The organism is Caballeronia catudaia, from assembly GCF_001544755.2.
Taxonomy (GTDB): Bacteria; Pseudomonadota; Gammaproteobacteria; order Burkholderiales; family Burkholderiaceae; genus Caballeronia; species Caballeronia catudaia.
This window is the reverse complement of the sequence record NZ_FCOF02000003.1, coordinates 134207-148316: the sequence shown is the minus strand read 5'-3', so window position 1 is coordinate 148316 and position 14110 is coordinate 134207. Positions and strand designations below refer to the sequence as shown.

Below are 14110 nucleotides of genomic sequence, written 5' to 3'. Positions count from 1 at the left end.
TTAAGAATGGGGAAAACCCGCGATTGACTACGTGACATACTGGTATGGTAGTATCCGACACATCGAATGCCCATTCAAGGAATCCCTATGAAAATCATCCGCGCCGACGTGATCGTGACGTGCCCCGGCCGAAACTTCGTCACGTTGAAAGTGGAGACGGACGAGGGCATTCACGGCATCGGCGATGCGACGCTCAACGGCCGCGAACTGGCCGTCGCCTCGTATCTGAAGGATCACGTGTGTCCGCTTCTGATCGGGCGCGATGCCAGCCGCATCGAGGACACGTGGCAGTTCCTGTACAAGGGCGCGTACTGGCGGCGCGGTCCCGTGACGATGACCGCGATCGCTGCCGTCGACATGGCGCTCTGGGACATCTTGGGCAAGGCGGCGAACATGCCGCTCTACAAGCTGCTCGGCGGCGCGTCGCGCGAAGGCGTGATGGTCTATGGGCACGCCACGGGCCGCGATATCCCCGAAGCGCTCGACCGCTATGCCGAGCATATCGAAGAGGGCTACAAGGCGATCCGCATCCAGTGCGGCGTGCCGGACATGCGTTCGGTGTACGGTGTCTCGAAGGGCGAAGGCATGTACGAGCCAGCGACGAAGGGCTCGGTGGAAGAGCAAAGCTGGTCTTCCGAAAAGTACCTGGATTTCGTGCCAAAACTCTTCGAAGCCGTGCGCGACAAGTTCGGCTTCGACACGCATCTGCTGCACGACGTGCATCACCGTCTCACGCCGATCGAAGCCGCGCGGCTGGGCAAATCGGTCGAGCCGTATCGTCTGTTCTGGATGGAAGATCCGACCCCCGCCGAGAACCAGGCCGGCTTCCGCCTGATCCGCGAGCACACCGTCACGCCGATCGCGGTGGGCGAAGTGTTCAACAGCATCTGGGACTGCAAGCAACTGATCGAAGAGCAGTTGATCGACTACATCCGCGCGACGCTCACGCATGCGGGCGGCATCACGCATCTGAAACGCATCGCGGATTTCGCTTCGCTTTATCAGGTGCGCACCGGCTGTCATGGCCCCTCCGATCTGTCGCCGGTATGCATGGGCGCGGCGCTGCACTTCGATCTCTGGGTGCCCAACTTCGGCGTGCAGGAGTACATGGGCTTCCCGGATGAAGCGCTCGACGTGTTTCCGCATGCGTGGTCGTTCGATCGCGGAATGATGCATCCGGGCGAGGCGCCGGGGCACGGCGTGGATATCGACGAGAAGCTTGCCGCGAAGTATCCGTACGACCCGGCCTATCTGCCGGTGGCGCGCCTCGAAGACGGCACGCTCTGGAACTGGTGAGCGCGCAACTGCACAACTGCATTAAGCATCCAAAAGACAAGATACCGGAGAGAGACATGGCAGACAGGGAAACCAGCGCGATGCTGCGCCGTGTGGCCGCCGCATCGACCATCGGCACGGCCGCGGAGTATTACGACTTCTTCGTCTACGGCACGGCGGCGGTGCTCGTGTTCGGCGCGAAGTTCTTTCCGAGCCACGATCCGCTGATCGGCACGCTCGCCGCGTTCGCCACCTATGCGGTCGGTTTCGTGGCGCGGCCCATCGGCGGGATCGTGTTCGGGCATTTCGGCGACAAGATCGGCCGCAAGAAGGCGCTCATCGTCACCATTCTGATCGTGGGACTCGGCACGTTCGCCATCGGTCTGCTGCCGGATTATTCGCAGATCGGTTTCTGGGCGCCGGCGGCACTCGTGCTGATCCGCGTCCTTCAAGGCTTCGGCGTGGGCGGCGAGCAGGCGGGCGCCGTGCTGCTCACCGCCGAATACGCGCCGCCGCGCGAACGCGGCTTCTTCGCGAGTCTCGTTCAGCTCGGCGCGCCCGCGGGCTTTCTGATCCCATCGGGCATCTTCGCCGTGCTCACCGCCGCGCTCACGCACGAACAACTGATGGACTGGGGCTGGCGTCTGCCATTTCTCGGCAGCATCGTGCTGGTCGCGGTCGGGCTTTATATCCGGCTGCGCACGGAAGAATCGCCCGTGTTCGCAGCGATCCGCGCAACCAGGGCGGTCGAGTCGCGGCCCGTCGTGGAAGTCGTGAAGCAGCACGGCGCGACGATCGTGAAGGGCGTCGGCGCGAAGCTGATCGAAGCCTGCACGTTCGCGATGTACACGATGATCGTGCTCGCCTACGGCCGCGCGCATGGCATCGCGGATGCGCTCTTGCTCCAGAGCATCATCGTCGCGGTGGTGCTCGAGCTGATCGCGATTCCGCTCGCGGGCGCACTGTCGGATCGCATCGGCCGGCGCACGACGTTCATCGCGGGCGCGGTATTGCACGTGCTGCTCGTGGTGCCGCTCTTTCATGCGATCGACAGCGGCAGCCGCCTCGCGATTCAAACCGTGATGATTCTCGCGATCACGGTCGGTCATAGCCTGTGTTATGCGCCTCAGGCGTCGCTCTTTCCCGAGCTGTTTCCGGCGCGCGTGCGCTGCAGCGGCATCGCGCTCATCTGGCAGATCGGCTCGCTGATCGGCAGCGGCGTGCTCGGGCTCGTCGCGGTGAAGCTGATCCAGGCGACGGGCGGCAGCTCGATCGGGCTTATCGCCTATGTGGCCGTGCTCGGCATCGTCTCGACGATTTCGCTCCTGCTTCTGCCTGAGACCGCGCCGGTGCGAATCGGCGGTGATCTGCACGACTGGGGCGCGCCGCAACACGACACTGCCGCCGCCGAATCGCAGGCCGCTGAGCGCATTCAAAACGCGTAACACAAAACGCAATCCGCAACCCAGGACACCGATCATGCTCGCAGCCGTTCTTCACGAACCGAAAAAGCTCGTCATCGACGAGATCGACACACCCGAGCCGCAACCCGGGCAGGTGCAGATCCGCGTGCGCGCGGGCGGCATCTGCGGATCGGATCTCTCGTATTACTTCAAGGGCAAGAGCGGCGACTTCGCGGTGCGCGAGCCGTTCGTGCTCGGTCATGAAGTGGCGGGCGAAATCGCCGCGTTGGGCGACGGCGTGACCGGGCTCGCCGTCGGCCAGCGCGTCGCGGTCAACCCGGGCCTGAATTGCGGCACGTGCCGTTTCTGCGTAAAAGGCATGCCGAATCACTGCCTGAACATGCGCTTCATGGGCAGTGCGTCGACGTTTCCACACATGCAGGGCATGTTCCGGCAGTACATCACAGCGGCCGCGCGGCAATGCGTTGCGGTGCCGGACACGCTCGACTTCGCGCAGGCGTCGATGGCCGAGCCGCTCGCCGTCGCGCTGCACGCGTTGAAGCTCGCGGGTTCGCTCGTCGGCGCGAAGCTGCTGCTCGTGGGCTGCGGGCCGATCGGCTGCATCGTGCTCGCGGCGGCGCGGCGTGCGGGCGCACATCGCATCGTCGCGCTCGATCTCGCTGAAAAGGCGCTCGCGATGGCCGCGTCGCTCGGCGCGGACGAAACCGTGCTGACGAACGATCAGGCGCCTATCGACGCATGGTCAAGGGAGCGCGGCACGTTCGATGTGGTGATCGAGGCATCGGGCAGCCCGGCCGGTCTCGATACGGCGCTGCGCTCGGTGCGCGCCGGCGGCACGGTGATCCAGCTCGGCAATCTGCCCGCGGGCCAGTCGCCCGTCGCGGCCAATCTCGTGATGGCGAAGGAGTTGCGCTATCAGGGCTCGTTCCGCTTCACCGACGAATACGCAACGGCCGCCGATGAAATCGCGTCGCAGCGCATCGATCTTCGCCCTTTGATGACGCACGCCTTTCCGCTGGCGGAAGCGAATCGCGCATTCGAAGTCGCGCTGGACCGCAATCAGTCGATGAAAGTGCATCTGCAATTCGACTGACGCGCGCCGCTCGAAACGGCATTCAGAATTCATCATTCATAGAACCGCCCGGACCCAAGGTAAGAAGAGGCGGTGCATCGGAGACTCACCATGATCAAAAGTCAGCGATGGTTCGTCGTCGGCCTGCTGTTTCTCGCGGGCGTCGTCAACTATCTCGACCGTGCGGCGCTCTCGATCGCCGCGCCGCTCATTCAGAAAGACCTGCATTTCACGCACGCGCAGATGGGCATCGTGTTCAGCAGCTTTTTCATCGGGTATGCATTATTCAATTTTGTCGGCGGCGTGCTGTCGGACAAGATCGGTGCGAAGAAGGTGTTCGGCGGCGCAATGGGCATCTGGTCGCTTTTTTGCGGTGCAACCGCCCTGGCGAGCAGCCTCGTTTCGCTGATCGTGCTGCGCGTGCTCTTCGGCATGGGCGAGGGGCCATTCAGTTCGTCGAACAGCAAGATGGTGAACAACTGGTTCCCGCGCCGTGAAGTGGCGAGCGCCATTGGCGTCATCAGTTCGGGAACGCCGCTCGGCGGCGCGCTGGCCGGTCCGGTCGTCGGCTATATGGCGATCACGTTCGGCTGGCGTTGGGCGTTCGTCATCATCATGATGATCGGCTTTGCGTGGCTCGTGCTGTGGGCGCTGACGACGACCGAGCATCCGCAACAGAACAAGCGCGTGACACAGGCGGAGCTCGATCTGATCGTCGCGGGCCAGCAGGACGCGCCGTCGATGGAACACGGCGCGCACGGCAAAAAGGCGAATCTCGGCTTCTATCTGCGTCAGCCGATCATCCTCGCCACGGCGTTCGCGTTCTTCTCATACAACTACGTGCTGTTCTTCTTTCTCTCGTGGTTTCCGACGTATCTCACCGAAGCGCATCACATGTCATTGCGCGACATGAGCTTCGCGACGGTCATTCCGTGGCTGCTCGGCAGCATCGGGCTCGCAGCGGGCGGCTTCATCACCGATGCGATCCTGCGCATCACCGGCAAGCCGCTGATGTCGCGCCGCATCGTGTTGACGGTGTGTCTCGGCATGGCTGCGCTGTGCGTCGCGTTCGCGGGCCGCGTGGAGAGCACGCAGGGTGCGGTGGCGTTGATGTCGGTCACGATCTTCTTTCTCTACGTGACGGGCTCGGTGTATTGGGCCGTGATTCAGGACACGGTGCGGCGCGAGAACGTCGGCGGCGTCGGCGGCTTCGTGCATCTGCTCGCGAATCTCGCGGGCGTGATCGGGCCGGCGGTGACGGGCTTCATCGTCGAGGCGACGCATGGCGCTTATGGCAGCGCATTCGTATTGGCCGGCGTGATCGCGGTGCTCGGCGCGCTGTGTTCGTTGATGTTCATCCGCGAGCCGAAAACGCGCGCGAAGCGTGAAAGCGCGGCAAGAGCTGCGTGATAGTATCGAGACGCGGCGCGCATTCATGCGCCGCGCTCATCAACAAGGTTTCGATCATGCAAGACGGTATCGTGTCGAATGGCTCAACAATGCGGCGTGCGCGCGTGCGCAGACCGCTCGCGTCGCAGAAGATCGAGTTGCCCGATCTGACTTCGCTGATTTCGCACGAGTCGCACGAACCCATCGGCAAGCAGATTTTTCGGGCGTTGCGTCAGGCCATTTTTGCGGGGCAGCTCGTGCCCGGCACGCCGCTCTCGGAAAAGGAAGTATCGGAGATGTTCCAGGTTTCGCGGCAGCCGGTGCGCGAGACCTTCATCAAGCTCGTCGAAGCGGGCGTGCTGCAAGTGCTGCCGCAGCGCGGCACCTTCGTGAAGAAGATTTCGCCGCGACAGGTGCGCGAAGGGCGCTTCATTCGAGAGGCGATCGAAACAGCCGTTGCGCGCAAGGCGGCGGTCGCCATCACGGATTCACAGCTCGACGATCTCGCCGCGAACCTGCGCGAGCAGAAGACGGCATCGAAAGTGAACGACACTAGCGCGTTTCTCACGCTCGACGAACAGTTCCACATGCAGATCGCGCAATCAATCGACTGCGTCGCCGCGTGGGACACCATTCAGGACATCAAGGCGCAGATGGACCGCGTGCGCTATCTGAGCTTGCCGGACGTGTCGCCGCTCGATCTGCTCATCAAGCAGCATGCACGCATCGTGAGCGCGCTGAAGGCGCATGATCCCGATGGCGCGGAAGAAGCGATGCGCGCGCATCTGCGTGAGATTCTGGTCTCGCTGCATCCGATTGCGGCGCGCAATCCGGACTGGTTCGAGCCGGATGAGCCCGAGCGGGTGGCGTTGGGTTCATGAAAAAAAGAGCGGCGCGCGCCGCTCTTTTTTCGTTCGATGAAGATGTTCGTCACGTCTTGGCCGTCACCGCATGCGCGTCGCCGTTCCGCGTCTTGCGGCTCAAAAGAAGCGTGATGACCGCGGACATCGCGAGCGTCGCGCCGACCACATACAAGCCCGCCGAATAGCTGCCCGTGCTGTTCTTGAGCCAGCCGATCGCGAACGGTCCGACAAAGCCGCCGAGATTGCCGATCGAGTTGATCATCGCGATACCCGCCGCCGCGCCGGCGCCCGAGAGGAACATGCTAGGCATCGCCCAGAGCGGCGCCTTCGCCGCGCTGATGCCCACGTTCACGACGATGAGCGCGAGGATCACGAAGAGCGCGGTGCTTGCCTGACCCGCGAAGATGAAGCCGATGCAAGCAAGCGCGCAAGGAATCACGACGTGCCAGGTGCGTTCCTGCGTACGGTCCGAATGCTTCGCCCAGAGGATCATCGCGACGACGGCGACCACGCTCGGAATGCCGGTGATGAGACCCGTCTCCAGCGCTGTGAAGCCGAACTGTCGAATGATGAGCGGCGCCCACAATCCAAGCGTATAGAGACCCGCCGACGTGCCGAAGTAGATCAATGCGAGCGCGAGCACACGCGGATCGCGCAGCGCGCTCCATGCGCCCGCCGTGTGCCCTGCGTGAGACTGTTTCGCATCGGCTTCGCTCTTCAGCTTGGCGATGAGCCATTCGCGTTCATCGCTGGCGAGCCAGTGCGCTTTGGAGGGCGTATCGGTGAGGAACTTGAGCACGACGAAGCCGAGCACGATCGCGGGCAGTGCTTCGATGATGTAGAGAATCTGCCAGTCGGCGAGACCGAATATCGGCGGCAATTGCATGATCGCGCCGGAGAGCGGCGAGCCGATCGCGGTCGAGATTGGCGCGGCGGCCATGAACCATGCGGCCGCGACCGCGCGCTGCTTCGCGGGGAACCACAGGCTCAGATACAGAATGACGCCGGGGAAAAATCCTGCTTCGGCGACGCCGAGCAGAAAGCGCAGCGCATAGAAGCTCGTCGGTCCGGTGACGAACGCGGAAGCCACCGACACGATGCCCCACGTCACCATCACGCGTGCGATCCAGATGCGGGCGCCCACCTTGTGCAAGATCAGGTTCGACGGCACTTCGAACAGAAAGTAGCCGATGAAGAACAAGCCGCCGCCGAGACCGAACGCAGTGGGTGAGAGGCCGATGGCCTTGTTCATCGTCATCGCGGCGAAGCCCACGTTGACGCGGTCCAGAAAGCTGATGAAGTAGAGCAGCATCACGAACGGAATGATGCGCCATGCTAGCTTGCGCGAGACGCGCGCTTCGACATTGGATTCGATGCTGGATTGCATGTGTCTCCTCCTGGGAGGCAGAGCGTTGCGCTCTCGATGAAGGACGCGAACGCGTCCCCGCTGCCCGCGATGTGCATTGCATCGCGGGTCAGTTGCGTTTGATTGCCCGGATGAAACTCGATCGGGCTTTAAACCGCGGCGGCTTCCACGCGCTCGACCAACGCGCACACGGCGGCCGTCACCTGCGCGGTGGTCGCTTTGCCGCCGAGATCGCCGGTATGGAGCGCGGGATCGGCGGTGACGGCTTCGACCGCGGCCATTACGCGCTGGGCGGCTTCGAGTTCGCCGAGATGCTCGAGCAGCATGACGACGGACCAGAACGTGCCGATCGGATTCGCGAGCCCCTTGCCCATGATGTCGAACGCGGAACCGTGGATCGGTTCGAACATCGACGGATAGCGGCGCTCGGGATCGATGTTGCCCGTCGGCGCGATGCCGAGACTGCCCGCGAGCGCGGCGGCCAGATCGCTGAGGATGTCGGCGTGCAGGTTCGTCGCGACGATGGTGTCGAGCGTGGCGGGACGGTTGACCATGCGCGCGGTGGCGGCATCGACGAGTTCCTTGTCCCACTTCACGTCCGGAAATTCCTTCGAGATCGCGAGCGCGACTTCGTCCCACATGACCATCGCGTGACGCTGCGCGTTGCTCTTCGTGATGACGGTCAGCAGCTTGCGCGGACGCGACTGCGCGAGTTTGAATGCAAAACGCATAATGCGTTCGACACCGCCGCGCGTCATGATCGACACGTCGGTCGCGGCTTCGATCGGATGCCCTTGATGCACGCGGCCGCCGACGCCCGAATATTCGCCTTCCGAGTTCTCGCGCACGATCACCCAGTTCAGGTCCTCGGGCCTGCAGCGCTTGAGCGGCGCGTCGATGCCCGGCAGGATGCGCGTGGGGCGCACGTTCGCGTACTGGTCGAAGCCCTGGCAGATCTTCAGGCGCAGACCCCATAGCGTGATGTGATCGGGGACGTCGGGGTCGCCGGCGGAACCGAAGAGAATCGCATCCTTGTCGCGGATCGCGTCCAGGCCATCGGCGGGCATCATCACGCCGTGCTGGCGGTAGTAGTCCGCGCCCCAATCGAAATTCTCGAATTGGAATTCAAAATTTTGCGTGCTGCGTGCAATCGCTTCGAGGACTTGTTGGCCTGCGGGCACGACTTCCTTGCCGATGCCGTCGCCGGGGATGGTTGCGATGCGATAGGTCTTCATGTGTCGTCTCCGTGTTCCACGTGTGTTGGGTGTGTTTCGATGTGGGTCCACTGTACACAACCGTTGGCGCTGTAACCGGCGCTGAACTCAAAGCATCTTTAACTTTGATTCATAAGTGAGGCAATCTCGCCGAATCGGTGAAGGCGTTGAATTCGCGCTTTTTTCAAGCGCGGGCGGCATTGCGGCGCATCATTCCCGCCAAACCACAGCGCTATACTGACGATCCTCTCAACGCTTCCCGACTCGCGGCTTTTCCCCGCGGCGCAAGTCCATAAATTGGCTGAACACGATCTCGAAAAACTCAAAATCGACCGGGGACCGTCCGCCGCCACGCCGCGGCGCCGGCGCAACTGGCTTCGTTACGCGATCATCGTCGCGATCCTGCTCGCGCTCATTGCCGTGGCGCTTCGCATGACCGGCCCGCAGGCTGTGGAGACGGCGACCGTCACCTCCGTTTATCCGTCGCAGAGCTACACGCTCCTGAACGCCACCGGCTATGTCGTGCCGCAGCGCAAGGCGGCGGTGGCGTCGAAGGGACAGGGGCGCGTCGAATGGCTCGGCGTGCTCGAAGGCACCGTGGTGAAGGAAGGGCAGATCATCGCGCGGCTCGAAAGCGATGACGTCGCCGCATCGCTCGCACAGACGCGAGCGCAGGTGAAGGTCGCGCGGGCCAATCTCGAGCTTCAGCGCGCCGAGTTGAAGAACGCGGAAGTCGATCTCAAGCGCTTCAGGATCCTCGCCCCGCAAGGCGCGATTCCCGTGACGCAATACGACGCGGCGCTCGCCCGTTACGACAAGGCCAAAGCCTCCGTCAACAGCGACGAAGCCGCGATCGTTGCCGCGCTCGCCAACGCGCAGGCCGCGCAAGTGGCCGTCGATCAGACCGTGATCCGCGCGCCGTTCGACGGCGTCGTGTTGGTGAAACACGCGAACGTGGGCGACAACATCACGCCGTTTTCGTCGGCGTCGGACAGCAAGGGCGCGGTCGTCACGATCGCCGACATGAAGACGCTCGAAGTCGAGGCCGATGTCGCCGAGTCGAACATCTCGCGCATCACCGTGGACCAGCCTTGTGAAATTCAGCTCGATGCGCTGCCCGACGCGCGCTTCGCGGGCCGCGTATCGCGTATCGTGCCGACGGTCGATCGCTCGAAAGCGACCGTGCTCGTGAAAGTGCGCTTCGTCGATCGCGACGCGCGCGTGCTGCCCGACATGTCCGCGAAAGTCGCGTTCCTCTCGAAGCCCGTACCGCCCGAGGAGAAGAAAGCCGTCGTCGCCGTGCAGCCGTCGGCGGTCGTCACGCGCGATGGCAGGAAAGTGGTCTACGTCATCGATCACGACACGGCGCGCGAAATGCACGTGACGACAGGCGAGCGCATCGGCGATCTGCTCGCGGTGCAAGGCGTGAAGCCCGGCGATGTCGTGGTGCTGTCGCCCGGCGACAAGCTCAAAGACGGCGCCAAAGTTACTCTGGCGAAGAAATAGCGTGAGCACGCCACCTCTGGTTCAGATCAGCCACGTCGTGAAGTCGTATCGGCGCGGCGTGCAGACGGTGCCCGTGCTGACCGACATCACGCTGTCCATCGGCCAGGGCGATTTCGTCGCGCTGATGGGGCCGTCCGGTTCCGGAAAAAGCACGCTGCTCAACCTGATCGCGGGCATCGACCGGCCCGACAGCGGCGAATTGCTGGTCGGCGGGCTGGATATCACGCGCCTGCCCGAAGCGGCGCTCGCGGACTGGCGCGCCGCGCACGTCGGCTTCATCTTCCAGTTCTATAACCTGATGCCAGTGCTGTCCGCATTCGAAAATGTGGAACTGCCGCTGATGCTCACGCGCCTCACGCGCCACGAACGGCGCGAACGCGTCGCGATGGTGCTCGACATGGTAAGAATGGCCGATCGCATGAGCCACTATCCGTCGGAGCTGTCGGGCGGGCAGCAGCAGCGTGTCGCCATCGCGCGGGCGCTGATTACGGACCCGACGCTGATCGTCGCCGATGAACCCACGGGCGACCTCGACCGCAACTCCGCCGCCGATGTCCTCGCGATGCTGCAGCGCCTGAACGACAAGCTCGGCAAGACCATCATCATGGTGACGCACGACGCGCATGCGGCGGGCGCGGCGAAGTCGCTCGTGCATCTGGAGAAAGGCGAACTGATCGATGGAACCCCGCGCGAGCCATCATGACCGTGCTCAAGCTGATCCTGCGCAACGCGCTGCGTCACAAGCTGCGCACCACATTGACGGTGCTCGGCCTCACCATCGCCGTGCTCGCCTACGGTCTGCTGCACACGGTCGTGGATGCCTGGTACGCGGGCGCGGCGGCGGCATCGAACGCGCGGCTCGTCACGCGCAATGCGATCTCGCTCGTGTTTCCGTTGCCGCTCGCCTACGAGAACCGCATTCGCGGCGTCGACGGCGTGACGCTGGTCGCGCGCTCGAACTGGTTCGGCGGCGTCTATCGCGATCCGAAGAACTTCTTCGCGCAGTTCGCCGTGTCGGACAACTATCTCGATCTCTATCCCGAGTTCATCGTTTCCGAACAGGCGCGTTCCGATTATCAACGCGACCGCAAAGGCTGCCTGATCGGGCGGCAGCTCGCGGATCTATATGGCTTCAAGGTCGGCGACGTCATTCCGCTCAAAGGCACGATCTATCCAGGCACGTGGGACTTCGTCGTGCGCGGCATCATGGAAGGGCGCGATGAATCGACCATCACGCGGCAACTGATTTTTCACTACGATTACCTGAACGAGTCGATCCGAAAAACAACGAAACGCAATGTCGATCAGGTCGGCGTGTATGTGGTCGGCATCAAGGACCCGGACGATGCTGCCGCCGTCTCGCGCAATATCGACGATGTATTCAAGAACTCCCTCGCCGAAACGCTGACCGAGACGGAGCAGGCGTTTCAGCTCGGCTTCGTCGCGATGTCGAATCAGATCATCGCGGCGATACGCGTCGTGTCATATGTCGTCATCCTGATCATCATGGCGGTGATGGCGAATGCAATGGCGATGAGCGCGCGCGAGCGCATCACCGAATACGCGACCTTGAAGGCGCTCGGTTTCGGCCCGGCGTTTCTTTCGACGCTCGTATTCGGCGAATCGCTCGCGATCTGCGCGATCGGCGGCGGCATCGGCATTCTTGCGACGCCGCCGATGGCCGAAGTCTTCAAGCGCGCGACGGGCGGCGTGTTCCCGGTCTTCATGGTGTCGCACGAAACGATGCTGTTGCAGGCCGCGTGCGCGCTCGTCGTCGCGTTCGCGGCGGCGATCGTGCCGGCGGTGCAGGCAAGCCGCGTGCGCATCGTCGAAGGCCTGCGGGCGATCGGCTGAGGGCGCGCGATGGCCATTCCGGTTTCTTACGTCGCACGCAATCTCTGGGCGCGCCGTCTCACGACGATGCTCACCGCAGGCGGGCTCGCGCTCGTCGTGTTCGTGTTCGCGACCGTGCTGATGCTCGATGCGGGCCTGAAGAAAACGCTCGTCTCGACGGGCGAGCGCGACAATGTCGTCGTGATCCGCAAGGGCGCGGAGACCGAGATCCAAAGCGCGATCGACCGCGGCCAGGCCAAGGTGATGGAAATGCACCCATCGGTCGCGATGAACGGCGACGGCGAGCCGCTCGCGTCAAAGGAAACCGTCGTGCTGATTTCGCTCACCAAGCTCGGCACGAACACGCCCGCGAACGTCGTGATACGCGGCGTCTCGCCGATGGGCCTGCAACTGCGTCCGCAAGTGCAGCTCACGGCGGGACGCATGTTCAGGCGCGGATCGTCGGAGATCATCGTCGGCAGCGGCATCGCAAAGGGATTCGGCGGCACGCGCATCGGCGACCATCTGCGTTTCGCGCAACGCGACTGGACCGTGGTCGGCCATTTCGATGCGGGCGGCAGCGGCTTCGATTCCGAAATCTGGGGCGATGTCGATCAGTTGATGCAATCGTTCCGGCGCACCACTTTTTCGTCGATGGTCGTGCGTCTCGCGCGCAGCGACGCGCTCGGGCGCTTCCGCGCCGACATCGACGTGGACCCGCGTCTCACCGAAGAAGCGAAACGCGAGCAGGTTTTTTACGGCGATCAGTCGAAGGCGCTGTCGTCGTTCATCAATATTCTCGGCATCACGCTGTCGAGCATCTTTTCGATCGCGGCGATGATCGGCGCGATGATCACGATGTACGCGTCGGTGGCGAATCGCGTCGCGGAGATCGGGACCTTGCGGGCGCTCGGATTCAAGCGCTTCGACGTGCTCGGCGCGTTTCTGCTCGAAGCGCTGCTGCTCGGGCTCGTCGGCGGCGTCGCGGGGCTTTGCTGCGCCGCGCTGATGCAGTTCGCTTCCTTTTCCACGACCAATTTTCAGACCTTCGCGGACTTGTCGTTCCGATTTATTCTGACGCCTTCGGTGATCGCGCAGACGCTCGGCTTCTCGCTCGTGATGGGCCTGGTCGGTGGATTCCTGCCCGCGTTGCGGGCTTCGCGGATGAATATCGTCGACGCGCTGCGGGCGCGTTGAACGTCGCGACGATTCGATTTTCTGGAATCGTCCGTACCGAACTTTCAAATATTCGGAAACGGCGGCACGGCGTAGAGTTGGCCTGACTCCACCTCGATTCAGGAAGGAAACTCATCATGCCGCTCGTCAGAATTTCGCTCCTCAAAGGCAAGCCGCGCGATCATGTCCGCGCCATTTCCAACAGCGTGCACGAGGCGCTCGTCGAAGCGTTCAAGGTGCCCGCCGACGATCGTTTCCAGTTGATCGAGCAGCGCGAGCGCGACGATTTCATCTACGATCCGGGTTATCTTGGCGTCGAACGCAGCGACGATCTCGTGTTCATCCACATCACGGCGAGCGACTGGCGCGATCTGCCGACCAAGAAGGCGTTCTATAAAACGCTGGTCGCGAAGCTCGGGGAATCGCCCGGCCTGCGGCCCGACGACGTCATGATCGCGCTCGCGCCGAATCGGCGCGAAGACTGGTCGTTCGGCCGCGGCATCGCGCAGTACGTGGAGGACGCGGGCTGAACGACAACCTCGGAGACAAACCACGATGAACCCGACGACCCTGAAAGGCGCGTGCCATTGCGGCGCGGTTACGTTCGAAGCCGATACGCCGATCGAACCGGCCAAGCGCTGCAATTGCAGTTACTGCCGGCGGCGCGGCGCGGTTATGTCGCCGCCGTTCACCAGAGACAAGCTGCGCATTCTTTCGGGCGAAGACGACCTCGCGCTCTATCAGTTCAACACGCAGGTCGCGCAGCATTTTTTCTGCAAGCATTGTGGAATCTACACGTTTCATCAGACGCGCTCGAATCCGCAGGAGTGGCGCGTGAACCTCGGCTGCATCGACGGCGTGGACGCGTATGCGCTCGCTTCGACCGTCGCCGATGGTGCGAGCAGTTCCGTCGTGAGAGACGCATGACAGCGCGTCCGTGTGAATAAAAAGTGGAACGCGGGTCGCCGGGAACGCAGCATGCTGCAACCCGG

13 protein-coding genes are annotated in these 14110 nt (G+C 63.2%); 11 read left to right on the top strand and 2 right to left on the bottom strand.

The window, feature by feature from the left end:
• Window positions 1–87 precede the first annotated feature (87 nt).
• The 5 genes from manD to AWB75_RS04550 all read left to right on the top strand — a co-directional run bounded on the left by manD (window position 88) and on the right by AWB75_RS04550 (window position 6041).
• On the top strand, window positions 88–1296 hold the full coding sequence (gene manD, locus AWB75_RS04570; protein WP_061122888.1) for a D-mannonate dehydratase ManD: 1209 nt from the start codon (window positions 88–90) through the stop codon (window positions 1294–1296).
• 56 nt (window positions 1297–1352) lie between these two features.
• On the top strand, window positions 1353–2720 hold the full coding sequence (locus AWB75_RS04565) for an MFS transporter (RefSeq protein WP_061122887.1): 1368 nt from the start codon (window positions 1353–1355) through the stop codon (window positions 2718–2720).
• 34 nt (window positions 2721–2754) lie between these two features.
• Window positions 2755–3792, top strand: a complete 1038-nt coding sequence (locus tag AWB75_RS04560) for an L-idonate 5-dehydrogenase (protein WP_061122886.1) — start codon at window positions 2755–2757, stop codon at window positions 3790–3792.
• Window positions 3793–3882: 90 nt separating this feature from the next.
• Window positions 3883–5181, top strand: a complete 1299-nt coding sequence (locus AWB75_RS04555; RefSeq protein WP_061122885.1) for an MFS transporter — start codon at window positions 3883–3885, stop codon at window positions 5179–5181.
• An 89-nt stretch (window positions 5182–5270) separates the two neighbouring features.
• Complete coding sequence (locus AWB75_RS04550; RefSeq protein WP_407642123.1) at window positions 5271–6041, top strand: GntR family transcriptional regulator; 771 nt, start codon at window positions 5271–5273, stop codon at window positions 6039–6041.
• A 49-nt stretch (window positions 6042–6090) separates the two neighbouring features.
• Here the strand turns inward: AWB75_RS04550 and AWB75_RS04545 are convergent, their stop codons facing one another.
• Together AWB75_RS04545 and AWB75_RS04540 are read right to left on the bottom strand one after the other, a co-directional pair.
• Entirely contained in the window at window positions 6091–7410 is a 1320-nt protein-coding gene (locus AWB75_RS04545; protein ID WP_407642119.1) for an MFS transporter, read from the bottom strand.
• Window positions 7411–7538: 128 nt separating this feature from the next.
• A complete protein-coding gene (locus tag AWB75_RS04540) occupies window positions 7539–8624 on the bottom strand; it encodes a tartrate dehydrogenase (RefSeq protein WP_061122884.1) in 1086 nt (361 codons plus the stop codon).
• 276 nt (window positions 8625–8900) lie between these two features.
• Here AWB75_RS04540 and AWB75_RS04535 point away from each other — a divergent pair, with 276 nt between their 5' ends.
• The 6 genes from AWB75_RS04535 to AWB75_RS04510 all read left to right on the top strand — a co-directional run bounded on the left by AWB75_RS04535 (window position 8901) and on the right by AWB75_RS04510 (window position 14045).
• The gene (locus AWB75_RS04535) at window positions 8901–10109 is read left to right on the top strand and encodes an efflux RND transporter periplasmic adaptor subunit (RefSeq protein ID WP_061122883.1); all 1209 of its coding nucleotides are present in this window, start codon (window positions 8901–8903) and stop codon (window positions 10107–10109) included.
• Window position 10110: 1 nt separating this feature from the next.
• Window positions 10111–10812 (top strand): ABC transporter ATP-binding protein, encoded by a 702-nt coding sequence (locus tag AWB75_RS04530; protein ID WP_061122882.1) that lies wholly within the window; start codon window positions 10111–10113, stop codon window positions 10810–10812.
• The gene (locus AWB75_RS04525) at window positions 10809–11963 is read left to right on the top strand and encodes an ABC transporter permease (protein WP_061122881.1); all 1155 of its coding nucleotides are present in this window, start codon (window positions 10809–10811) and stop codon (window positions 11961–11963) included. The genes AWB75_RS04530 and AWB75_RS04525 overlap by 4 nt, the downstream gene beginning before the upstream one ends.
• A 9-nt stretch (window positions 11964–11972) precedes the next feature.
• Window positions 11973–13139, top strand: a complete 1167-nt coding sequence (locus AWB75_RS04520) for an ABC transporter permease (RefSeq protein WP_061122880.1) — start codon at window positions 11973–11975, stop codon at window positions 13137–13139.
• 116 nt (window positions 13140–13255) lie between these two features.
• Complete coding sequence (locus AWB75_RS04515; RefSeq protein ID WP_061122879.1) at window positions 13256–13648, top strand: tautomerase family protein; 393 nt, start codon at window positions 13256–13258, stop codon at window positions 13646–13648.
• A gap of 25 nt (window positions 13649–13673) precedes the next feature.
• Window positions 13674–14045 carry a GFA family protein gene (locus AWB75_RS04510; RefSeq protein WP_061122878.1) on the top strand — a complete coding sequence of 124 codons (372 nt, stop codon included), beginning with the start codon at window positions 13674–13676 and terminating at the stop codon, window positions 14043–14045.
• Window positions 14046–14110 lie beyond the last annotated feature (65 nt).